The organism is Porphyromonas pogonae, assembly GCF_036320655.1.
GTDB lineage: Bacteria > Bacteroidota > Bacteroidia > Bacteroidales > Porphyromonadaceae > Porphyromonas > Porphyromonas pogonae.
Genome location: NZ_CP143258.1, coordinates 1,883,406 through 1,906,874 on the forward strand (window position 1 = coordinate 1,883,406; position 23,469 = coordinate 1,906,874).

At 38.9% G+C, this 23,469-nt stretch carries 19 protein-coding genes and 1 pseudogene; 12 read left to right on the forward strand and 8 right to left on the reverse strand.

The window, feature by feature from the left end; all coding sequences use genetic code 11:
• Together VYJ22_RS07470 and VYJ22_RS07475 are read left to right on the forward strand one after the other, a co-directional pair.
• The gene (locus VYJ22_RS07470; protein WP_329903298.1) at window positions 1-1,152 is read left to right on the forward strand and encodes a sodium ion-translocating decarboxylase subunit beta; all 1,152 of its coding nucleotides are present in this window, start codon (window positions 1-3) and stop codon (window positions 1,150-1,152) included.
• Window positions 1,153-1,486: 334 nt separating this feature from the next.
• Window positions 1,487-2,359 carry a restriction endonuclease gene (locus tag VYJ22_RS07475; protein ID WP_329903299.1) on the forward strand — a complete coding sequence of 291 codons (873 nt, stop codon included), beginning with the start codon at window positions 1,487-1,489 and terminating at the stop codon, window positions 2,357-2,359.
• A 93-nt stretch (window positions 2,360-2,452) separates the two neighbouring features.
• On the opposite strand, the pseudogene VYJ22_RS11660 reads toward VYJ22_RS07475, so the two are convergent.
• Both VYJ22_RS11660 and htpG read right to left on the reverse strand, forming a co-directional pair.
• Window positions 2,453-2,581: pseudogene (locus tag VYJ22_RS11660) on the reverse strand (IS256 family transposase); the annotation flags it as partial.
• 32 nt (window positions 2,582-2,613) lie between these two features.
• Window positions 2,614-4,668, reverse strand: coding sequence for a molecular chaperone HtpG (gene htpG / locus VYJ22_RS07480; RefSeq protein ID WP_329903301.1), 2,055 nt, complete (start codon window positions 4,666-4,668; stop codon window positions 2,614-2,616).
• Window positions 4,669-4,968: 300 nt separating this feature from the next.
• Between htpG and rocD the strand changes: the two genes are divergently transcribed.
• From rocD to rlmH, 7 genes are all read left to right on the forward strand, one after another.
• Complete coding sequence (gene rocD, locus VYJ22_RS07485; protein WP_329905591.1) at window positions 4,969-6,198, forward strand: ornithine--oxo-acid transaminase; 1,230 nt, start codon at window positions 4,969-4,971, stop codon at window positions 6,196-6,198.
• Window positions 6,199-6,202: 4 nt separating this feature from the next.
• On the forward strand, window positions 6,203-7,120 hold the full coding sequence (gene ctlX / locus VYJ22_RS07490) for a citrulline utilization hydrolase CtlX (RefSeq protein ID WP_329903302.1): 918 nt from the start codon (window positions 6,203-6,205) through the stop codon (window positions 7,118-7,120).
• Between the two features lie 35 nt (window positions 7,121-7,155).
• Complete coding sequence (gene pruA, locus VYJ22_RS07495) at window positions 7,156-8,787, forward strand: L-glutamate gamma-semialdehyde dehydrogenase (protein WP_329903303.1); 1,632 nt, start codon at window positions 7,156-7,158, stop codon at window positions 8,785-8,787.
• Window positions 8,788-8,954: 167 nt separating this feature from the next.
• A complete protein-coding gene (locus tag VYJ22_RS07500) occupies window positions 8,955-9,098 on the forward strand; it encodes a hypothetical protein (RefSeq protein WP_329903304.1) in 144 nt (47 codons plus the stop codon).
• A 901-nt stretch (window positions 9,099-9,999) separates the two neighbouring features.
• Window positions 10,000-10,995, forward strand: coding sequence for a tryptophan--tRNA ligase (trpS, locus tag VYJ22_RS07505; RefSeq protein ID WP_329903305.1), 996 nt, complete (start codon window positions 10,000-10,002; stop codon window positions 10,993-10,995).
• A 32-nt stretch (window positions 10,996-11,027) separates the two neighbouring features.
• Complete coding sequence (locus VYJ22_RS07510) at window positions 11,028-11,471, forward strand: DUF3127 domain-containing protein (protein WP_329903306.1); 444 nt, start codon at window positions 11,028-11,030, stop codon at window positions 11,469-11,471.
• Window positions 11,472-11,492: 21 nt separating this feature from the next.
• Entirely contained in the window at window positions 11,493-11,966 is a 474-nt protein-coding gene (rlmH, locus tag VYJ22_RS07515) for a 23S rRNA (pseudouridine(1915)-N(3))-methyltransferase RlmH (RefSeq protein WP_329903307.1), read from the forward strand.
• Between the two features lie 38 nt (window positions 11,967-12,004).
• Here the strand turns inward: rlmH and radC are convergent, their stop codons facing one another.
• The 6 genes from radC to VYJ22_RS07545 form a co-directional block, all read right to left on the reverse strand.
• A complete protein-coding gene (gene radC, locus VYJ22_RS07520) occupies window positions 12,005-12,694 on the reverse strand; it encodes a RadC family protein (protein ID WP_329903308.1) in 690 nt (229 codons plus the stop codon).
• An 18-nt stretch (window positions 12,695-12,712) separates the two neighbouring features.
• A complete protein-coding gene (locus VYJ22_RS07525) occupies window positions 12,713-13,735 on the reverse strand; it encodes a bifunctional methionine sulfoxide reductase B/A protein (protein WP_329903309.1) in 1,023 nt (340 codons plus the stop codon).
• Between the two features lie 112 nt (window positions 13,736-13,847).
• Entirely contained in the window at window positions 13,848-15,107 is a 1,260-nt protein-coding gene (locus VYJ22_RS07530) for an anaerobic sulfatase-maturation protein (RefSeq protein ID WP_329905592.1), read from the reverse strand.
• Window positions 15,108-15,151: 44 nt separating this feature from the next.
• A complete protein-coding gene (bioD, locus tag VYJ22_RS07535) occupies window positions 15,152-15,793 on the reverse strand; it encodes a dethiobiotin synthase (RefSeq protein ID WP_329903311.1) in 642 nt (213 codons plus the stop codon).
• A gap of 8 nt (window positions 15,794-15,801) precedes the next feature.
• Complete coding sequence (locus tag VYJ22_RS07540) at window positions 15,802-18,057, reverse strand: RelA/SpoT family protein (RefSeq protein WP_329903312.1); 2,256 nt, start codon at window positions 18,055-18,057, stop codon at window positions 15,802-15,804.
• Window positions 18,058-18,095: 38 nt separating this feature from the next.
• Window positions 18,096-19,064, reverse strand: coding sequence for a calcium/sodium antiporter (locus VYJ22_RS07545; protein ID WP_329903313.1), 969 nt, complete (start codon window positions 19,062-19,064; stop codon window positions 18,096-18,098).
• A gap of 214 nt (window positions 19,065-19,278) precedes the next feature.
• Between VYJ22_RS07545 and VYJ22_RS07550 the strand changes: the two genes are divergently transcribed.
• From VYJ22_RS07550 to VYJ22_RS07560, 3 genes are all read left to right on the forward strand, one after another.
• A complete protein-coding gene (locus tag VYJ22_RS07550) occupies window positions 19,279-19,737 on the forward strand; it encodes an NfeD family protein (protein WP_329903314.1) in 459 nt (152 codons plus the stop codon).
• 10 nt (window positions 19,738-19,747) lie between these two features.
• On the forward strand, window positions 19,748-20,725 hold the full coding sequence (locus VYJ22_RS07555; protein WP_329903315.1) for an SPFH domain-containing protein: 978 nt from the start codon (window positions 19,748-19,750) through the stop codon (window positions 20,723-20,725).
• Between the two features lie 1,413 nt (window positions 20,726-22,138).
• The gene (locus VYJ22_RS07560) at window positions 22,139-23,452 is read left to right on the forward strand and encodes an anaerobic C4-dicarboxylate transporter (RefSeq protein ID WP_329903317.1); all 1,314 of its coding nucleotides are present in this window, start codon (window positions 22,139-22,141) and stop codon (window positions 23,450-23,452) included.
• The last annotated feature ends 17 nt before the right edge of the window (window positions 23,453-23,469 follow it).

The window sequence follows — 23,469 nt, forward strand, 5'->3', positions numbered from 1 at the left end:
ATGGGCGGAAATTTCCTATTAGAGAATTTGGAGATATTTCTCTCCTATACCGGATTTGCCAATGCCACTCCGGGGCATTTCGTCATGATTCTCGTAGGGATTCTATTCATTTTCTTAGCCGTTAAATATGAATTTGAACCCTTACTTTTGATCCCTATAGGCTTTGGTATGCTTATAGGTAATATTCCCTTCAAAGATGCCGGCTTACAAGTGGGTATATACGAAGAGGGATCTGTACTAAACATTCTCTACCAAGGGGTCTCAAAGGGTTGGTATCCTCCGCTAATATTCCTTGGTATCGGTGCTATGACTGACTTTTCGGCACTTATTTCTAATCCGAAATTGATGCTCATTGGCGCTGCTGCTCAGATAGGTATTTTTGCGGCATACATGATTGCTCTCCAGATGGGATTTGAACCCAATCAGGCTGCAGCAATAGGTATCATCGGAGGAGCTGACGGCCCCACTGCAATATTCCTTTCATCCAAATTAGCACCTAACCTAATGGGAGCTATTGCAGTATCGGCTTATTCATATATGGCTTTGGTTCCTATTATACAACCGCCATTCATGAAATTGCTGACGACAAAAAAAGAGCGTCTTATCAGGATGAAAACACCACGTCATGTATCCAATACTGAAAAGATAATATTCCCTGTAGCCGGTTTGTTACTCACAACATTCCTTGTACCTTCGGGTCTGCCGCTATTGGGTATGTTGTTCTTTGGTAATATCCTTAAGGAAAGTGGTGTTACAAGAAGATTAGCAGAAACAGCAAGAGGTCCACTTATTGACGTTATCACCATACTCCTTGGTGTTACTGTAGGTGCTTCTACTCAAGCTACACAGTTTCTTACTACCTCTTCTATTATGATCTTTGCATTAGGTGCATTTTCATTTATTGTAGCTACAATAGGTGGTGTGCTTTTCGTAAAATTCTTCAACCTGTTCCTCTCTAAAGAAAACAAGATCAATCCACTTATCGGTAATGCCGGAGTATCAGCGGTTCCCGACTCAGCACGTATATCTCAAGTAGTAGGACTCAAGTATGACCCTACAAACTACTTGCTTATGCATGCCATGGGACCCAACGTTGCCGGTGTAATAGGATCTGCTGTGGCTGCAGGTATCCTACTCGGATTCCTTGGATAAAATTGTTCCAGCAATAAAAATAAAGAAACCTCGAAAACAAAAGTTTTCGAGGTTTTTTATATCCACATATTATATCCACCCATAAAATAAAATCTCGCAGATCGCTGATTGTCCAAAAGTCTCTTCTACTAAGTTAATAACTCAAACTTCTGATAAGAAAAACAAGAAAAGATCGCACAAATATTTAAACAATAAATGTATATTTGAAGGTTGAAATAACCATCTCTATGCTTATACTAATCCAACAAAAGCTGTTGAATTGGTAAATCTTCAAAAATAAAATGATGTAAATAAATTACCATATCAACCCCAATGGCATAAAATAGACAATTGAATGGCAAAAACAAAAAAAGGCCTCATCTTACCAAAATTTGACGAGCTTATAGTTCCAACTTTGAAAGCACTAATTGAACTGGGAGGGTCCGGGACAATAGAAGAGATAAACTCAAAAGTTTATGAAATTGAAAATTTTCCGGAAGAAATAATTCAAGTCCCTCATGGCGAAAAAGGAACAATATATGAAGTCGATTATAGGCTTGCATGGAGCCGAACTTATTTAAAAAAATTCGGACTTTTAGAGAATTCCAGTAAAGGAGTCTGGGCTCTTTTAAAATCAGATTTTGACATTGATAATCTTGATTATTCAGAGATTGTCAGAACGGTTAGATTACAACAATTAAACAGCAAAAAAGAAAAATCCAAACAAAATAACTTTGATGAGGTGTCTGATGAGGTTGAAAACACAGAAGAATGGAAAAGCCAACTTCTAAATGTTCTCTACAATATTTCACCAGCAGCATTTGAGCGACTTGCACAAAGACTTCTAAGAGAGTGTGGATTTTTCCAAGTAGAAGTAACAGGGAAAGCCGGTGATGGGGGTATTGACGGTAAAGGAATTGTTCGTGTAAGTGGTCTTTTAAGTTTTCGTGTTATTTTTCAGTGCAAGCGTTATAAAGGGACAATCAACCCAAGCCAAATTCGGGACTTTAGAGGAGCTATGGAAGGACGCGCTGATAAAGGTGTTTTCATTACTACTGGGAGTTTCACAAAAGAAGCAACAAAAGAAGCAACACGAGATGGAGCATCTCCTATAGATTTAATTGATGGTGAAATTCTTTGCGAAAAACTAAAAGAATTGAGTTTGGGAGTAGAAACCAGATTAACAGAAACCGTTGCAATAAAAAGAGATTGGTATAATAATTTGTAAAATGAAGATGTGAGAACCCAAATTTTAGGGACTGTGTCGGCACTGTCCATAATTTTGTGTAAACTATATTCGAGTTCGAGCTTTAGTCGAGAGTTAAAGCTCGATTCTGTTTTCAAATATAACTAAAAATTGATTCATTATTATACCCCAATTCCTAATAGGCATTATCCATTTCTTTTCAATCTCTCCTATCGCAAGCCAAACCATCTGCAATAGTGCATTGCAGACGGTTTTTGTGACTATTTTACTATTGATTATAATAGTTTCTGGCTTCGATGAATGAATCTAGCCAATTGCTCTCCTGTGAGAAGTCCACTACCAAGCAATGCTAAGTCTACCAACTGTCCCACTAAATCATTGTTTGAACCAAATTCATTCAATTGAGTATTGATTTTACCCTGAACTTCGGCTTGTTCACGTGTAACCTTCTCAAGAGCTTCTTTATCAGCTACAGGTATCTCTTCATCTTTCTTTCCTTCTTGATTCTTCTTGAGGGTTTCAATTTCAGCAGTTTTCTCGCCCAAAGAAGATCTAAGGTCTTTGAGGTTGTGTTCCAAGTCCTTTTCCTGCTCTATCACTCTCTTAATAAGTCCGTGATCAGCATTCAAAATCACGTTGTAGCTATCAGGCATTTCTCCGTAGAAACTCATTCCCGGTTGCATCTTAGCCATCTCTTGCATACGGCGCATAAACTCGCTTTGAGTGATCAAGATAGCATCGGCATTTTCTCCCAAAGATTCAAACTCTACATGGAAGTTTTGTTTCTCCTTTTTGGGCAGACGTCCATTGAATATTTGGGTCAGAGTTTCTTTTTCTTGCGGAGTCAATTTTACATCTGCATGATCATCTTTTACGATAATCTTATTGATAGAATCGCTATCCACACGCACAAAACGAGTTTTCTCCAACTTTTGCTCCAATTGTCCTACAGCATGAACATCCAAAGGTCCATCCATCAAGAGCACACTATATCCCTTCTCTACGGCACGATGTATATGGCTGTATTGGGCGTTACGGTCTGTTGCATACAAATATATTACCTGTCCGTCCTTATCCGTCTGAACACCCTCTACCAAGGTACGATATTCGTCCATGGTATACTTCTTATTATCGATATCTGTAAACAGCAGGAATTTTACGGCTCTTTCATAGAACTTCTCATCAGAGAGCATTCCGTATTGGATAAAGATCTTGAGGCTATCCCATTTTTCTTCAAATGTAGCACGATCGTTTTTGAAAATTTCTTCCAACTTATCTGCTACCTTTTTAGTAATATGGTTAGATATTTTCTTGACTTGACCATCACTCTGGAGGTAAGAGCGAGATACATTCAATGGTATATCAGGTGAGTCAATTACACCATGCAATAGGGTGAGATATTCGGGTACAATGCCTTCTACCTCTTCTGTAACGAATACTTGATTGGAATACAATTGTATCTTATTGCGCTGAAGATCAAGCTGATTCTTGATTTTGGGGAAATAAAGAATTCCTGTCAAATTGAATGGATAATCAACATTGAGGTGAATCCAGAAAAGAGGTTCGTCCATCACATGAGGATACAACTGACGGTAGAATGACTTATAATCTTCGTCCGTAAGATCGGCCGGTTTGCGGGTCCATGCCGGGTTAGTATCATTGATTTGATTATCCTCGTCCGTATCTACATACTTACCATCTTTCCATTCCTGCTTCTTACCGAATACAATAGGCACCGTAAGGAATTTGCAGTATTTATTGAGCAGTTCCTCTATTTTGGTCTTGTTCAAGAAGTCTTTATTCTCTTCATCGATATGCAGTACAATGTCAGTACCTCTATCAGCTTTGTCACACTCCTCCATGGTATATTCGGGCGATCCGTCACATGACCACTTCACAGCAGGAGCACCTTCTTTATATGATTTAGTGATAATGTCTACCCTCTCTGATACCATAAACGAAGAGTAAAAACCGAGTCCGAAATGCCCTATGATAGCGGCTTTGTCGTCTTTATACTTTTCGAGAAACTCTTCTGCACTTGAAAAAGCGATTTGATTGATGTACTTATCTACTTCTTCAGCTGTCATACCTATACCTCTATCACTAATAGTAATAGTCTTGGCATCAGCATCAAAGCCTATGCGCACTGCAATATCGCCTAATTCTCCTTTATATTCACCAATAGAACTCAAGGTTTTAAGCTTTTCTGTAGCATCTACGGCATTAGATACCAATTCACGCAAAAAGATATCGTGCTCACTATAAAGGAATTTTTTTATAATGGGGAAAATGTTCTCACTGGTAACCCCAATCTTACCGTTTTTATTCATATTTATAATTTTAATTATAATTTATTGCTCTGCTTATAATAAGACAAAGTAAATGCCATATTTTAGTTTACGACAAAATGTCACGATCAAAGGAAATCCAATAGAGGATGAAAGACAAAAAGTCCTGCATAAAACCAGTAATATGTATTAAATAGACTCGTTTTTTATGAAAAGAGTATTAAAATAACATCCCATACAATAATTTATTTGCTAAAAGATATTGTAACTCAGTGATTAATTCATAAATTTGAGAGATTTGTCGATAATCGGCACAGTATATTAACTTCTAATACGATAATGATGAAAATAACAGAAAAGGCGCAAGCCTACATTGACCTCGAGAACAAATACGGAGCACATAATTATCATCCGCTTGAAGTCGTATTATCAAAAGGTAAAGGCGCATTTGTATGGGATGTCGACGGAAAAAAATATTTTGATTTCCTCTCGGCTTACAGTGCGGTAAACCAAGGACATTGCCATCCCAAGATTACTCAGGCATTGAAAGATCAGGCCGATAAAATTTGTCTTACCTCACGAGCGTTCTATAATGATAGTCTTGGTGAGTATGAAGAGTTTATGCACAAATACTTCGGATATGACAAAATGTTGCCTATGAATAGTGGTGCCGAAGCGGTGGAAACGGCATTAAAGCTTGCACGCAGATGGGGTTATGACGTAAAAGGAGTCAATGAAAACGAAGCTATTATAATCGTATGCGAAGGAAACTTTCACGGCCGCACTATCAGTATTGTATCTATGAGCTCAGATCCTTCTGCATTCAAAGGCTATGGCCCTTATACGCCGGGGTTCATTCAAATCCCCTACAATGATATAGATGCCTTGAACAAAGTATTTGAGCAGCATTCCAAAGATATTGTAGGTTTTATAGCAGAGCCCATTCAAGGTGAAGCCGGTGTCAATGTCCCTGATGAAGGATATATCAAACAAGCATATGATATCTGTAAGAAAAATAATGCGCTTTTCATAGCGGATGAGGTACAGACGGGTATTGCACGTACAGGAAAAATGCTTTGTTGTGACCATGAGAATGTAAGACCTGACATTGTAGTCCTGGGCAAAGCTATTTCGGGTGGAGTATTACCCGTAAGTGCAGTACTTGCCGATGACCATATCATGCTTACTATAAAGCCGGGAGAGCATGGCTCTACTTTTGGAGGATTTCCATTGGCATGTAAAGTAGCCATAGCAGCCCTCACCGTAATCAAAGAAGAGCATATGATGGAGAATGCTCAAGAATTAGGGAAATTCTTCAGAGAAGAACTATCAAAAATAGAAAGCCCATTGCTCAAACTAGTGAGAGGAAAAGGGCTGCTCAACGCCATAATCATAGAGCCATTTAATGGAAAAACGGCTTGGAACGTATGCGAAGAAATGGCCGAAAGAGGGTTACTGGCCAAACCAACCCACGAGCATATCATACGCTTGGCCCCTCCGTTGTGTATCACAAAAGAAGAGCTTATCGAAGCTGTTAATATTATCAGAGACTCTCTAAAATCACTCGAATAATCACGTGGAAAGAAAGCAGACTACAAGCAGGGTGCTGATGATCAGACCTGCTAACTTTGGATTTAACACTGAAACGGCCGCCAATAATCATTTCCAGCGAGCCAGTGACACCTCTGCAATGCAGATTTCTAAAGCAGCTAAAAATGAGTTTGACAACTTCGTATCCCTGTTGAGAGGACATGGGATAGATGTTTGGGTTATACAAGACTCTCCTACCCCATGGACACCTGATTCCATCTTCCCTAACAATCTATTCTCTACGCATATCACGGGAGAGCTCATACTCTATCCCATGTTTGCTCAGAATAGGCAATTGGAGCGCAAGCTCACTACCTTAGCTACTGTGGGACAATTCGAGGGGGTACAAAGAGTTATCAATTTATCCGGCTACGAAAGAGAAAATCAATACCTCGAAGGTACTGGTAGTATGGTATTAGACAGGGTGAATAAAATTGTTTACTGCTGCGCTTCAGAGCGATCTTCACGCAAGGTGCTGGACGAATATTGTAATGAGCTCGGCTATACGTCTCACTATTTTTCTGCTTCAGACCTAAATGGCAATCCTATTTATCATACAAACGTTATGATGTGTGTGGGAGATAAGTACACAGTAATATGTCTTGAATGTATCAAAGATGAGAAAGAACGTACCGAAGTTATAGAATCATTCAAGCAGACGGGACATGAGATCATTGATATCTCATTGGAACAAGTGTACAAGTTTGCCGGCAATATGTTGCAACTTGAAAATGAAGATGGAGAAAAATTCCTTATAATGAGTGCACAAGCAAAATCGAGCCTCAACGAAAAGCAAATGAGTACGATACTCAAGTACAATCAAATACTATCTCCTGAGATATACACTATTGAAGAAAATGGAGGTGGATCAGCAAGATGTATGATCGCTGAAATTTTCTGTTAACAACACATTTTATAACAATCAAATTTTCAATTTAAATGAACAATTCATTATTTAGATTTGCAAAACCACAAAATGAGCCTGTGTACGCTTATGCTCCGGGATCAGAAGAAAGAAAAAAACTGAGAGAAGCTCTGCAAAGGCAGATGATGACAGAGATAGAGATTCCGCTGGTCATTGGCGGTAAAGAAGTCAAGACAGGTGATACCGGCAAAGTAGTCATGCCGCACAATCATAAGCATGTACTGGGAATATATCACAAAGCAGGAGAAAAAGAGGTGCAGATGGCTATAGATGCAGCTCTGGCAGCCAAAGAGTCATGGGCAAACCTGCCTTGGACGGAGAGAGGCTCTATTATGCTTCGTATTGCAGAGCTGATTTCTACAAAATATCGCTATGAGCTTGCAGCATCCGTGATGCTCGGACAGAGTAAAAACCCCATGCAGGCAGAGATAGATGCTCCTTGTGAGTTGATAGATTTCCTAACCTTCGGGGCGTACTACGCAGGACAGATCTATGCTGACCAACCTATCAGCAGTAAAGGATGCCTTAATAGGGTTGAATACCGCCCCCTCGAAGGATTTGTATTTGCCGTTACACCTTTCAATTTCACCAGTATAGCTTCCAACCTCAATCTTGCACCTGCTATGATGGGCAATACTACGGTGTGGAAGCCGTCTACCACTTCGCTGTATAGCAATTATATCCTGATGCAAATATTCAAGGAAGCCGGTTTGCCCGACGGCGTTGTCAATTTTCTTCCCGGTAAAGGCAGTGTTATTGGCAAGGTAGTTACCTCTAGTCCTGATTTTGCAGGCTTCCATTTCACAGGTTCTACCGGGACATTCAACTCCTTATGGAAAAATATTGCACAAAATATTGATAAGTACAAAACTTACCCCCGTATTGTAGGCGAAACGGGTGGTAAAAACTTTGTGATGGTGCACCCGTCTTCCAATGCAAGGGAAGTAGCTACAGCGCTTGTACGAGGAGCTTTTGAATATCAAGGCCAAAAATGCTCTGCGGCTTCACGCGCTTACTTACCAAAAAGCATGTGGGAAGAAATCAAGATGCACATGGGGGAGATGATTGGTAAGATCAAAATGGGAGACGTAATGGACTTTGACAACTTTGTCAATGCCGTGATAGATGAACCATCGTTCGACAACATCATGTCTTTCGTCGATGCCGCAAAAAAAGATAAAGATGCCGAGGTAGTATTTGGAGGTAAGGGAGATAAATCTGTAGGGTTCTTTATCGAACCTACAGTGATCAAGACTACAAATCCTAAATACCCTACTATGACCGAGGAACTCTTTGGACCGGTACTTACTGTGTATGTATACAATGACCAAGATTTTGAGAAAACGCTCGAAATATGCGATCAAAGCACTCAGTACGGACTCACAGGATCAATATTTAGCAATGATAGGTTTGCAACTGAAGTTGCCCTTGACAAGCTCAGGAATGCTGCCGGGAACTTCTATATCAACGACAAACCTACGGGAGCAGTAGTAGGTCAGCAACCTTTCGGTGGATCTCGAGCCAGCGGAACCAATGACAAGGCCGGAGGTCCCCTCAATCTAATGCGTTGGTGTAGTCCCAGAACTATTAAAGAAACATTTGTTTCTCCCACTGAATTTGAATACCCATTCTTAGCAAAAGACTGATAACTCAAATCAACAACCGTTCATAGATCGCGCATATAGAGACTGTTGCAAAAGTCAACAGTCTCATGGATTTTGGAGGCAAAGCCGACAAAAGACACTTTGATCGGGCATAGAAGGTAAAGTGCAAGGTGCTAAGAGTGAGTGCACAGGGAGTTTACTTCAGGTTAATGACCAAGCGCGAATCTCGCAAGCAACGAAGCAATTGGCCTGCTATGCAACAGTCTCATATAGCGAGTATGAACGGTTGTTTCCATAAGCCCCCTATACTATTTTGGAGTATTGATTTACTTACAAAATCGCAATATGGATAAATGACAAATAGTTATTAATTTTGATATATATATATCATAAAGGTATTATTTGAAGCGAAAATGAAATATTTTGGAAACATCTTTGAGCGATGATAGAAGAGAGACAAAAGCGATACGTAACCTAAAAAACTCTGAATATTTTTATAACTACGTCATATTATTTTCTTAGTTAGGTGGTGCTATTTTTCTAACTAAGAAAATCCAAACACGTAGTTAGGAAAATAGCATAAGACAGTTGGAAAAATAGCTCCACCTAACTAAGAAAAAAGTATCATAGAGCTCAAAAACAAAAAAAGCCGTAAAGAGGTGTATACATCCCCATTACGGCTTTTATTGTTAACGTCAGGTGCCTTTTTACATTCTGACAATTTGATATTTATTTCTCATTACCTTGTTTTGACAAAATGTAATTTCGAGTTGATGTATACAGAGCCATGGAATATTGATATGTAAATCCACACCTGTATGCTTTTGGAATATCTTGTTAATGCTTTGAATCCTCATTAAGCCTGTCATTAGTGTTAATTTCTGTATAATTAATGCTGTAAATATAGTTTCTGTAATTAGTATAAAAAGAACATTTGCCCTATGACAAAGATACAACATACCCCCCCCCTTTGTCAAGAGGTGAGGCTACATTTATTTTAAACCTTATGCCAATAGATAACAATAGTGATGAAAAACTTCCATCATATACCACAATACAGTTGATAAAAGAGACTAATTCCAAGGTAACAGATTATTTTGCAAATGAGTAGAAAGTTCTTTGATTACTACGCTTCACTTTTACTCATTATACTTTGTATAGGCTGCAATAATTTTGAAATAAGCATTTACAAGAAATAACCACGCAAATTATTAACTTTGTAAGGAATATTAATAAAAGATCGACAAATAGATAATGGAAACCGTAGTTAGTGGAATAAGACCCACAGGAAATTTACACTTGGGGAATTACTTTGGAGCAGTAAAAGCATTCATACAAATGCAACATGAGTACAATTGTTATTTCTTTATTGCGGATTGGCATTCTTTAACTACACATCCCAAGCCTGAAAATATTGTAAATAATGCTAACACTATTCTGACTGAATATCTGGCTTGTGGAATAGATCCTGATTTAGCAACCATTTATATACAGAGTGACGTTAAAGAAGTATTGGAGCTATATCTTTATCTCAATATGAATGCATATTTAGGGGAACTGGAAAGAACTACCTCATTCAAAGAAAAAGCGCGCAAACAGCCTGATAACGTCAATGCAGGGCTACTTACCTACCCCACTTTAATGGCAGCAGACATACTGATGCACAAAGCTATCAAAGTACCTGTGGGCAAAGATCAAGAGCAAAATATGGAAATGGCAAGAAAATTTGCTCGTCGTTTCAATACTATTTATGGAGTGGAGTTTTTTCCCGAACCTGCATCTTTCTCTTTGGGAGATAGAGCCATAAAGATACCTGGATTGGATGGCTCCGGGAAAATGGGGAAAAGTGAAGGCAATGCTATTTATTTGATTGATGATGAAAAGACAATCAAGAAAAAAGTAATGAAAGCCGTTACAGATTCGGGTCCCACTGAACCCAATAGTGTAAAACCTGAGCCTATTGAAAACCTCTTCACCCTACTGGAGATTGTTTCTACTGAAGAAACTTACAACTTTTTTAATGATCAGTACAATAATTGTAGTATTAGATATGGTGATCTGAAAAAACAACTGGCGGAGGATATAAATGCCTATTGTGCGCCTATAAGAGAGCGTATCATCGACTTCAGCAATAATAAAGAATATCTTGCCAAAGTAGCGACTCAGGGAGCCGAAAAAGCAAGAGAAAGTGCGATCAAAACAATAGAGGAAGTAAGGCATATTATTGGTTTCAGACCAATAGGTAAATAAATAAGATAAACACACAAAATATTAAAAAGAATATGGAAATACAAGGCAAGATTGTAGAGGTACTACCACTTCAAAGTGGAACAGGCAAAGCATCTGGCAAAGATTGGAGCAAGCAAGAGTATATTTTGGAGACTTTGGACTCTCAGTATCCTAAAAAAATATGTTTTAACTTGTGGGGCGACAGAATTGGTCAATTCAATCTTCAGGTAGGTGAGGATGTTACTGTACAGATAGATATAGAAAGTCGTGAGTTCAACGGCAGATGGTACACAGACGTAAGAGCTTGGCGAGTAGATCGCGGACTTAACTCTCTCAATAATATGAACCCTATGGGAGAGCAATCAATGCCACAAAGCGGACAACAGCAGGCTATACCATCACAAAACGGACCGGGTTTCAATACGCAACAAATGACTACGCCACAACCTTCATCAGGCTTTACTCCTGACATGGGAGGTGATGACCTTCCTTTCTAATTTTGAGGGTAAAAATATAACATGCGAATTACTTTATTGGTAGTGGGCAAAACAGACAGCCGTCAGATTGATGATCTGACGGCTGTTTATACTAAACGACTGCAGCATTATATCCCTTTCAATATGGATGTAATACCTGACATTAAAAAAAATGCCAAAACAGATCAGTCTCGCCAAAAAGAACTTGAAGGACAAGAGATATTAAAGAGACTGGATTCGTCAGATCTGGTTGTTTTACTTGACGAAAGGGGAAAAAGCCTTACCAGTTTAGAATTTGCAGATTATCTTGAAAAGAAAATGGTGGCAGGGCTTAAAAGAGTTGTATTCATTATTGGAGGCCCATATGGTTTTTCAAATGATGTATACGACCGAGCCGATGATAAGATTTCATTAAGTAAAATGACATTTTCTCATCAAATGATACGTATATTTATTATAGAGCAAATATACAGATCAATGACTATACTCAAAAACGAACCTTATCATCATGAATAATCACCGATATGATTTGGGGAAAGGGCACCTCATAGGGTTCAAAGAATACCCTCATCGGCAAAGCTAAGATACTTTTGATTGCCGATTATGAGGTGATCATTAAGACGAATCCCCATAATCTTGCATGCCTCATTCACTCTACGAGTAAGATCTCTGTCGTTTTGGCTGGGATTGACTTCTCCTGACGGATGGTTGTGAGCCATTATGATTGAAGAACATAAGGAATCTATACAGTATTTCATGATAATCCTGACATCTGCAACAGTTTCGCTCACACCACCCTGACCTACACGCTTCATTTCTATAAGTCTTCCCGATTGGTTTAGAAGTAATATCCAAAGCTCCTCGTGCGGTAAATCAGCAACATGGGGATAGATATACTTGTACGCCTTACTGCTACAATCGATTTGCACTCTCTCGGGCAACTTATCTGCCGGCATTCTCCTTGCTATTTCCATAGTTGCAATAATAGATATTGCTTTGGCAGGACCTACCCCTCGGTAATTCTTGACTAAATCCTGCACTGAAGAGCGAGACAAGATATTCCAATTGTTACCTGCGCCACTAAGAATCTGTTGCGATAGCCCTACAGCAGATACCTCGGAATTGCCTGATCCCAATATAATAGCAAGTAGCTCTGCATCTGACAAACTTCTGGAGCCGTGCCTAAGCAATTTCTCCCGGGGTCTGTCGTCCTCGGCCAATTGTTTGATTGAAAGTTTCTTCATGGTATCAGAAAAAGGGTCTTAGAATATCTTTCTTTTGGTATGACAATATGGAGTCCCGCCTTTTTTATCATAATATTCCTGATGATAATCTTCAGCCTTCCAGAAGTGACTCAATGGCTTTATCGTGGTAGCTACATCATAACCTTTATCACGCAGTATCTTGATATACTTTTCTGCAATAGCCTTGTCCTCAGGGTCCGAAACAAAAATTGCAGAGAGATATTGTGACCCAATGTCGGGACCTTGACCATTCTTTTGCGTAAAATCATGTGTCTCAAAAAACAACTTAACAAGGTTTTCATAAGATGTTTTCGAGGGGTCATACTCTACTTCCACAGTCTCTAAATGGCCTGTTGTATTGGAGCAAACATCTTGATAAGAAGGATTATCTTTGTGTCCTCCCATATACCCCACAGTTGTTTCCACTATACCCGGTTCTTTGTGGAAATAATACTCCGTTCCCCAGAAGCATCCGGATGCGAAATAAGCTTTCTTTATCATCTTTTTATTCTCTGTTTTAGGTTTAAAAATCATGGATAATGAGTTTACGCAGTGTCTTGTATTTTTAGAAGTAAATCCTTCTCCGATGAATACATGTCCCAAGTGAGCACCACAATTCTTACACAAAATTTCGGTACGTATACCATCTTTATCAACTTTACGCTCTACAGCACCGGGGAGCTCATCATCAAAAGAGGGCCAACCACAATGACTCTGAAACTTGCTACTTGAATTATAAAGAGGTGCGTCACAGCGTTTGCAATGAAATATACCTTCTCTGGTCTCATTGAGTAATTCACCTGTAAAAGGCCTTTCTGTTCCTTTATTTACAATGATATTCTCTTCCTCAAAGGTAAGTTGTCTGAAATTATCTTTAAAATCTTTCACGGAGTCTGTCTTTTGAGATTTATACTTGAAATTAGTACTTATCTGTTTGGTGGAACTGAAATAATTGATCCCACTGCCTGAAAATGCTATAAAAGCGAAACAAGATAGTAATAATAAAGCTATAATGTAAGTATATCTTCTTTTTGATTCCATAGATTTTATACTTTGGGTAAATAATACAATAATTATATATAGAGTGATTTATATATCTTCTACTATAAAAACGGAGCTTATGTATTATTGTTTCATAGCTTTTTTCAATAACTTATTTAAAATCCTTGATCCAATCCATAACAAGAGCAGGTGGTTTACCATCCATGAGACATTGCTTCATGAAGTCCATATAAGGAGCTACATGTTTGAAAAACTTATAATAACCTCGACATAGGTAATTAAGCCCAGGAGTACCGTCTGCAGTATGGCTAAATCTGTTTTTAGGGCATTCACCATGGCAGGCAAATAGAAACTCACACTCTATACACTGTGTGGGCAAAGCATCATACTTGAGGTTGCCAAAGCGTATCTGTTCTTCACTATTCATCATCTCCTCAAGAGACTTATCCATGATATTACCCAGTTTGTATCTTGGATAAACAAAATGGTCACAACTAAATACGTCTCCATTCCACTCCATCACACCCGCTCTACCACAATATTTGGCCATACTGCATAGCCCCGGGGACATCCCCATCCAATTGGCTAACGTTACATCAAACAACTGAATAAAAATACGCCCTACATCATCTTTGATCCATTCATCAAAAAGAGTTGTCGTAAAATATCCCCATTGAAGAGGTGTTATACTGTAAGGGACCATTGGTGAAGAAGTAATAGTATTTGGTATGTCCACAGGACCATCTTGACTCCTCGTAAGTATAGATAGATCTTCAGGTTCGGCAAAACTATTTGCACGACTTCCCACACGCTCAATTATGGGGGTGAATTGTATATACTCCACCCCAAGCCCTTTGATTGCATGGTAAAATTCTAAAGGCTCATCGGCATTATAGCTGTTTACGGTTGCCAATACGTTAAAATTAACACCATGATGCTGTAGTAAATTTATTCCTCTGGCTACTCGTGAGAACGAATTATTACCGCCATTTGTCCTGCGGAACTTATCGTGCTGTCGTTCACTTCCATCAAGAGAGATACCGACAAGGAAATTATTTTCTTTAAAAAAACGACACCACTCCTCATTCAGAAGTAATCCGTTGGTTTGAATAGAATTATCAATCGAATAAAGATTGCCTGCATACTTTTTTTGAAAAACAAGGGCTTTTTTATAAAAGGATAAAGGACGTATAAGGGCTTCGCCACCATGCCAAGTAAAAGAGACATTGCCAGGAGGCTGTGACGTAATATATGAAGCTATAAATTTCTCAAGGATCTGATCAGACATAAATGTCTTACCTGTCTTGCACCCTTGGGACAATAGATCAGCCTTCTCAAGATAATAGCAATAGTCACATTTCATGTTGCACAAAGAGCCCGCAGGCTTGAGCATGACTTGAAAAGGACTAATCCATAAATGCCTACTATTATTGGATTCGATTATCAATGTATAGTCTAATGATGTTCGGGAATAATGTCAAATTCCGTTTTGGGAAGATGTTTTCGAATATATTCCCGGATATATTCCATCGTATCTTCTTCAATTATACTATCTGTCTGAGGATAGAGATTGTAGAGTATCCTTTCAATTTTTATATTGCGCCTTAAACAGGCCTCTATTGTAAGTAATGTATGGTTGATACTACCTAGACGCCCACTGGTCACGATAGCTACGGGATAGTGATGATCTCGGATAAAATCGATAATCAGGTAATCTTCTGTCAAAGGCACCATAATACCTCCGGCCCCTTCAAGCAAGACTCTATCATACCCCCTGTGTATTAGTTCTGATGTAGCATCATCTATCTTATTGAAGTCTATGGTACGTTTATCAATCTTGGCTGCCAAATGCGGAGATGCCGGGTAGCTGAATATTACAGGAGCTGTAAGATGTGCTTTGTCTTCTTCATTATATTCATCCCCGAGCAATGCACGGTGAGTATCGATATCCTCAGAGGTATCTACACATCCTGTTTGAATAAGTTTTTGTGTAATAATACGCTGTCCTTCTTTACTAAACTTTTTTGCCAAAAAAGCGGTGGCATAAGTCTTACCGATATTAGTGTCTATACCGGTAACAAATAATACTTTTTCCATCAATTATTTCATCTGTTTTCTGTAGAACGTGTGATTGAGATAATAGAATTATTCTTCTGTAATATCTGGATTATCCTGTTAAGGTCATTGGTATTTTGAACTAAGATGGTAAGAACACCTTCAAAAATACCGTCGTTGGACTTTATACTGACCTCTTTGATATTGACGTTGAAATCTTCGAGAAGAGTCAGAGTTATAGCATTAAGAATACCTTTCGAATCAATACCCTTGATAATCAATGTGACATCAAAAGTAAGATTACGGTGTTCACCCCATTTCGTTGATACAATCTTGTCACCGCGACTACTTTTCAGTCTCATCGCTACAGGACATGAGCGTTTGTGTACTTCTATCATTCCATCTTCACCTATGATACCGAAAGCATCATCACCGGGAATAGGCTTGCAACAAGGAGCTACTCTATAATTGAGATTATGGGCGTCTTCAGTAAGGATATATGTCTTTTTTGTGTCTATAACCTCTTTAGGCTTAGTCTCATTTGTTTTATTTTTTGTGACATTAAGAGCCGTACGGATTGCTCTTGTAAGGAAATTCCCTTGGGCAGCTCCAGCGTTTTCAAATACTTTCTTAAGATTATCAGGGAGTTGTATTGCCTCTTTACCCACGCCATAGAAATAATCCTCACGCTTATCAAAACCATAGTAAGCCGCGATTTTGTCAAGATTGGCTGTAGTCACCGGGAGTTTGTTGGCTTCAAGATGAGCCACTACTTTATCTTCCCCCTTGTGCGTAAAGTCTCTTCGTTGCTTGCGTATCGCTGCATCTACTTTACTTTTCGCTTTAGCGGTAGTAACATATTTGAGCCATTCCTCTGTAGGCAACTGATTTTTACTTGACAAAACCTCTACTTGATCTCCACTGGAGAGTACATAAGAAAGGGGTACGAGTTTGTGATTGACCTTAGCTCCGATACAATGATTACCTAATTTGGAATGAATAGAATATGCAAAGTCCAAAGCTGTAGCACCGATCGGTAGCTTTTGGATATCTCCTCTGGGGGTAAACACCATAATCTCGCCTGAGAATAAATTAAGCTTGATTGTATCCAAGAAGTCCATGGCGTTAGGACTTGGATTTTCCAATATTTCTTGGATAGTGCGTAACCATTTATCTAATTCGGAGTCCTCTTCTACCCCTTCGGATTTATATTTCCAGTGAGCGGCAAATCCTTTCTCGGCAATATCATCCATCTTACGACTACGAATCTGCACTTCTACCCACTCTCCATCAGGCCCCATCACTGTAAGGTGCAAAGCCTGATACCCATTACTCTTGGGGCTACTCACCCAATCACGAATCCTATCAGGTCTATTCTTGTAGATATCGGTAATAGCTGAGTAGATATCCCAACATCGATTCTTATCGGGATATCCGGGTTGTGAATCAAAGATAATACGTACTGCAAACAAGTCATAAATTTCTTCGAAAGGGACTGCCTTGGCTTGCATTTTCTTCCAAATGGAATAAATAGACTTGACACGAGCTTTCATCTCATATTGAAATCCCATTTGAGCAAATCTTTTTCTCAAAGGCTCTGCGAAATGACGAAAGAGATCCTGCCGTCTCTCCTCTGTGTTGCATATTTTGGCTTTGATAGAGGCAAACTCCTCCGGGTATTCATATTTAAAGCTCAGATCCTCTAGTTCGCTTTTTATTGCAAACAAGCCCAAACGGTGAGCCAATGGAGCATAAACATACAATGTTTCACCCGCTATTTTCATTTGCTTTGCAGGCAACATAGATGATAACGTCCTCATATTATGCAGACGATCTGCTATTTTGATGAGGATTACACGTATGTCATCATTCATCGTAAGAATAAGCTTCCTGAAATTTTCGGCTTGTAAAGAAGTTGTATTACTGAAAACCTCACCGGATATTTTAGTAAGCCCATCCACAATTTGTGCAATCTTATCACCAAACATCTCACGGATGTCTTCCACGCTGTATTCCGTATCTTCTACCACATCGTGCAGCAAAGCACAACAGATAGAAGTAGACCCCAAACCCATTTCTTTACATACAATGCGTGCTACAGCAATAGGATGGAGTATATAAGGTTCACCACTTCGCCTTTTTGCCCCTTTGTGAGCTTCATTAGCCAGTTTGAAAGCCTTATCGATTTTTTCAATTTTTCGCCGGTGATTTGAATTGAGATAATCTTGAATCAATAGTTTATATTCCCTCTCAATCATCAGCTCGCTTTCACTGCGGTTTACCTGTGTATTATCATTATTTTCCATTAACAATATTTCTTTAAAGCTTGGGCAGTTGTATTTGCTTAGAGATTAATGCCCAGATATACCATATATAATATGAATACCAATACTAGTACTGTACCCTCTGATCTCTTGATGGTCTTATCACCAAAGAATACTCCAACCAAATATAATAGAAGCCCGGAAAAGATCATTACCATAAGATCAATGAGAGTGATACCACTGACATGTATGGGTGATATAGAGGCTGATATGCCTAATACTGAAAATACATTGAAAAGAGAAGATCCCACCACATTACCTATGGCAATGTCATGCTCTTTCTTCAAAGCTGCTACTATAGAAGTTGCTAATTCCGGCAAGGAAGTGCCGAAGGCAACCAAAGTAAGTCCGATAAATGCTTCACTAACTCCAAAACCACGTGCTATCTTTACAGATGAGTCCACAAATAGATTTCCTCCGAATATAAGCCCAGCAATACCTCCCACTAAAAAGACTATCGCAAGCCATACGGGATATTTGTGTGATGGTTCTGTCACAGGCCCGGAATGCTTTTTGGCGATAGAGAAGGTGTAGCTCAAAAAAATGAGAAAGAAAGCTATCAATATCAATCCTTCGGAACGGGTAATGACATTGCCTCCAAGAGCTAGCGACCCATCGAAATAAGAGTCCATGCACATGACAGCCATGACTACAAAAGATAATATCATCAATGGGATTTCTTTATAAATAGTACCTCGTGTTACAGACAACGGCGTTATCATGGCTGCAATACCGGTAATCATAAGTATGTTGAAAATATTACTTCCTACCACATTACCCACTGCTATATCAGCACTACCTTTGAGTGCAGATGTAAGACTCACCACCAACTCAGGGGCTGATGTCCCAAAGGCAACCACCGTGAGCCCGACGACCAACGGAGTAACACCTATTTTACGAGCCAAGAAAGCAGCTCCTTCAGTAAGATAGTTAGCCCCACCTATAATGAGCAATACGCCGGCTATAAACAAAAGAAAGTTTAATATCATATGCAACACTCTTGAAATATCATACAAAGATGATAATTTTTTATTACTAATCTACTTTATATACCACCCAATCGTAACCGAAAATCATGTTTCGACCTCAACTCAGTACATTAGGAACGAATGTTGTCAATAGAAAGTTCATGAAGGATTATCGGATATATTATTTTTTTTTAACTTTGATTACAACATTAAAACCATGTAATACTTACATATCATGAACTATTCTGATTTCTTTCTCAATTTCGGATGGCAATTTTGGCTCATAGTAGGCTTTCTTCTGCTTATTGCTGAGATTTTTACTCCGGGATTTCTACTTGCTTGTTTTGGGGTGGCTGCCTTAATTACCACTATACCCGCATTATTTGGAGTAAATGTAATATGGCTTATCATCATCTTCGCGGTATCAAGTGTGCTGTCTTTATTACTCCTGAGACCCATAATGCTTAGATTATGGAAAGACCCAGAAGTAAAAACAGGAGCTGATGCCCTGATAGGAAGAAGAGCCAAAGTGACAGAAGAAATAAATGAGAGTTTGGATACCGGACGTATAGCAGTAGACGGCGATAACTGGAGAGCTCATGCCGAAAACTTGCATGAAATCATCCCCAAAGGTGCTACTGTAGAGATTACGGCACGTACCAGCATCGAACTTAAAGTGAAACTTATTAATTAAAATATTCTCTATGAACACACTTGCCATTGTAATTATTGTAGTGGCCGTGCTGGCTATTTCCATCGTAGCCAACGGGCTCAAGATTGTACAACAATCTCAAACCATGCTTATCGAACGACTTGGGAAGTACTATAAAACACTTAATTCAGGAGTGAATATTATTATCCCATTTATTGATAAGCCTCGTCCTATGCGTTGGAGATACACATTTCCCATTCAAGGAGGCGAGAGTATCATACGTTTCAGTGACGTGAAGAGGATTGATCTCAGGGAAACGGTATATGATTTTCCGAGACAGAGCGTAATCACCCGAGACAATGTAGTTACAGAGATCAATGCCATTCTCTACTTTCAGATAGTAGATCCCATGCGTGCCATGTATGAGATATCCAATCTGCCGGATGCTATTGAGAAGCTTACACAGACAAGCTTACGTAATGTCATTGGGGAGATGGATCTGGACGAAACTCTTACAAGCCGCGACACCATCAATAACAAGCTCAGGGTGATCCTCGACGAAGCCACAAATAAGTGGGGAGTAAAAGTAAATCGAGTGGAACTACAAGACATCAATCCCCCACGCGACATACGAGATGCTATGGAAAAGCAGATGCGCGCCGAGCGTGACAAACGTGCCCAAATCCTACAGGCCGAGGGGCAAAAGGAAGCTCTTATACGCCAGTCGGAAGGTAAGATGCAGGAGTCTATCAACCATGCAGAAGGCGAAAGACAAGCACAAGTCCTTAGAGCCAAAGCTGTGGCACAGGCACAAATACTCACTGCTGAAGCCGAAGCCAAAGCTATACGCATGATCTCCGATGCTGTGGGAATAACTTCCAACCCTGCTCAGTACCTCATAGCCATGAGATATCTGGAAACCTTAAAAGAAATGACAAGCGGACAAAACAACAAAACGGTATACCTGCCTTACGAAGCATCTGGTGTACTGAGCGCACTTGGAGGGATCAAGGATATCGTGAAAGTATAATTCCTAAGGTATCGAAAATAAATCTTTGACAAAAGATAGATTCACCTGATGAAGACTCCTCAATCTTGAGGAGTCTTTTTTTGACCCTGATGGGGGATGAGGTATACTAACATCAAGTTCTATCCTTATATATCAGAACGGGAATAAGACTATCAAAATGTAACTTTAGGATTTAAAGCATAATGAATGGCTTCCGCAACCCTTAACATGGAAAACGAGCACTTGACAAGGGTTCTTCAATGTATTATCTTTGTAGCCGATCATCATTCGCAAAGCAAATTATACATCAAATACTTTATATAAACAGACGTTATGAATACTAAATTATATTTCAGCACCCGAGCTACACTACCCTTCCCTAACACCCGTTTTGTATCTTCTTCAAATATTGGGCATTAGCATTAATTACACATACTGCAAATATAATAAAACCCAAAGCTTTGATAGCGTAATTTAAGCTCACAACACCTTAGTCTACGTATCTGCACAACGATTATATGGTCAAGCATAATCTCATTTCTTAGAGGTTGTGCTTTTTTGTATATATATTGAACCCGTTACAGGCGTTTTCTATTACAATTCTTTCATATACGAATGGCGGTTTTGTCATATAAAAATCGCTGACTCATGTACAAAGATCATTGCCTGATGTATAAAAACTTTCGTCCTATTATATAAGGACAACAAACTCATCACATAACTAGAGATAGACTCAAATATAATTCGTCACAATCTTATATTTTTCTTAGTTAAAAGTATTATATACCTACAAAACACACTTTAGTCTTAGCCATTGATAAGAATGCTTGGTTATGATGCAATTATTCAAACGTATTTTATTATACCCTGTATTTTGTTTTTTCTTCAAGCTTCTTTGCTTCATCCTTATTTAGACTTTGTCTAAATAGGAGTATATTTTATAACTAAAATGAGCTTATTTTTCAGATAATCATTGGCTTTTTTAATTTATTTAGATGGGTTTTTATCAGCGATTTACAAAAACCATATGCGTCAAATCAATGCATTGTTTTTTGACATAATGTCAAAAAAACGGCATATATAATCGAATATGCAAATCTCTCGAGACGAAAAAATCTCACAGAAAATAATTAAAGAAGTATTTACACATTGGGCTTGTAACCTACCAGGTTTTTTCTATTTTTGCAAATAAAAAATAAAAACACCTTGGATGGTGTAATGTAAAACCAAAACACAATAACTCTTTACAATTTCATAAAGAAGAAAAAATCACATGATATCATGTATTTTGAAATCAAAAGTATAAAGACGATAAAGATCCTATGTGGCTGAGAGTAAAGGCAGTCCGCCCAAAGATATTCTATCCTTTTTATTGCATCTTTGATCATGATGAATATCTTTGTGTATTATATTGTGTATTAATTGAAAGAAACAATGATTTTTGAATTATTAGTAGTCCTGATCGCCATTATCATTGGCGCCCGACTGGGAGGGATAGGATTAGGAGTAATGGGAGGCGTAGGGCTTGCCGTACTCACTTTCGGATTTGGTCTCCAACCCACATCCCCCCCTATTGATGTTATGTTGATGATTGTAGCAGTAATTTCTGCTGCCGCATGTATGCAAGCTGCAGGCGGCCTTGATCACATGGTGAAAATAGCGGAGAAATTACTTAGGAAAAACCCCAAACATGTAGTGTGGTTAAGTCCCTTGGTTACATATGTATTTACATTTATTGCAGGTACAGGACACGTAGCCTACTCTGTTTTGCCCGTTATAGCCGAAGTTGCCACTGAGACTAAGATCCGCCCCGAGCGTCCTTTGGGGATAGCCGTTATAGCTTCGCAGCAGGCTATTACAGCTAGCCCTATATCAGCAGCAACGGTAGCTCTTCTAAGTATGTTGGCGGGATTCAACATTACCTTATTCGACATCCTCAAGATCAGTATTCCAGCTACTATCATAGGAGTATTGGCCGGAGCTTTGTACTCTATGAAGGTGGGTAAAGAGCTCAAAGATGATCCTGAGTACCAGAGAAGAGTAAAAGAAGGATTATTGGATAAGCCCGCAGCAGAAATCTCCGGAGCAACCAATAAAAAGAACGCTCTCATATCAATATGGATATTCCTTGCAGCTACAGTAATGATTGTTCTATTCGGATCTATTGATACCTTGCGCCCTACTTTTACGGTGAATGGCAATCCTGAAAAACTCGGTATGCCTTATATTATAGAAATACTGATGCTCACAGCCGCCGCAATCATTTTATTAGTTACGAAAACAGATGGTATCAAAGCGACAAAAGGATCTGTATTCAATGCAGGGATGCAGGCTGTAATAGCCATATTCGGTATTGCATGGATGGGTGATACATTTATACAAGGTAATATGGCCGAATTGTCACATTCCATACAAGGAATCGTAACGCAATATCCTTGGTTATTTGGTATTGCATTATTTGTCATGTCTATTTTATTATTCAGCCAGGCAGCTACCGTGAGAGCATTGATGCCTCTGGGGATTGCTTTGGGTATATCTTCACCTATGCTTATAGCCATGTTCCCTGCTGTAAACGGATACTTCTTTATTCCCAATTACCCCACGGTAGTGGCAGCTATTAACTTTGATCGAACAGGAACGACCCGTATCGGTAAGTACATTCTAAACCATTCATTTATGATGCCAGGTATTATATCTACTGGGGTAGCGATACTTGCGGGATTCCTGCTTATAGCGATATTATTTTAATATTAATTAAAAATCAC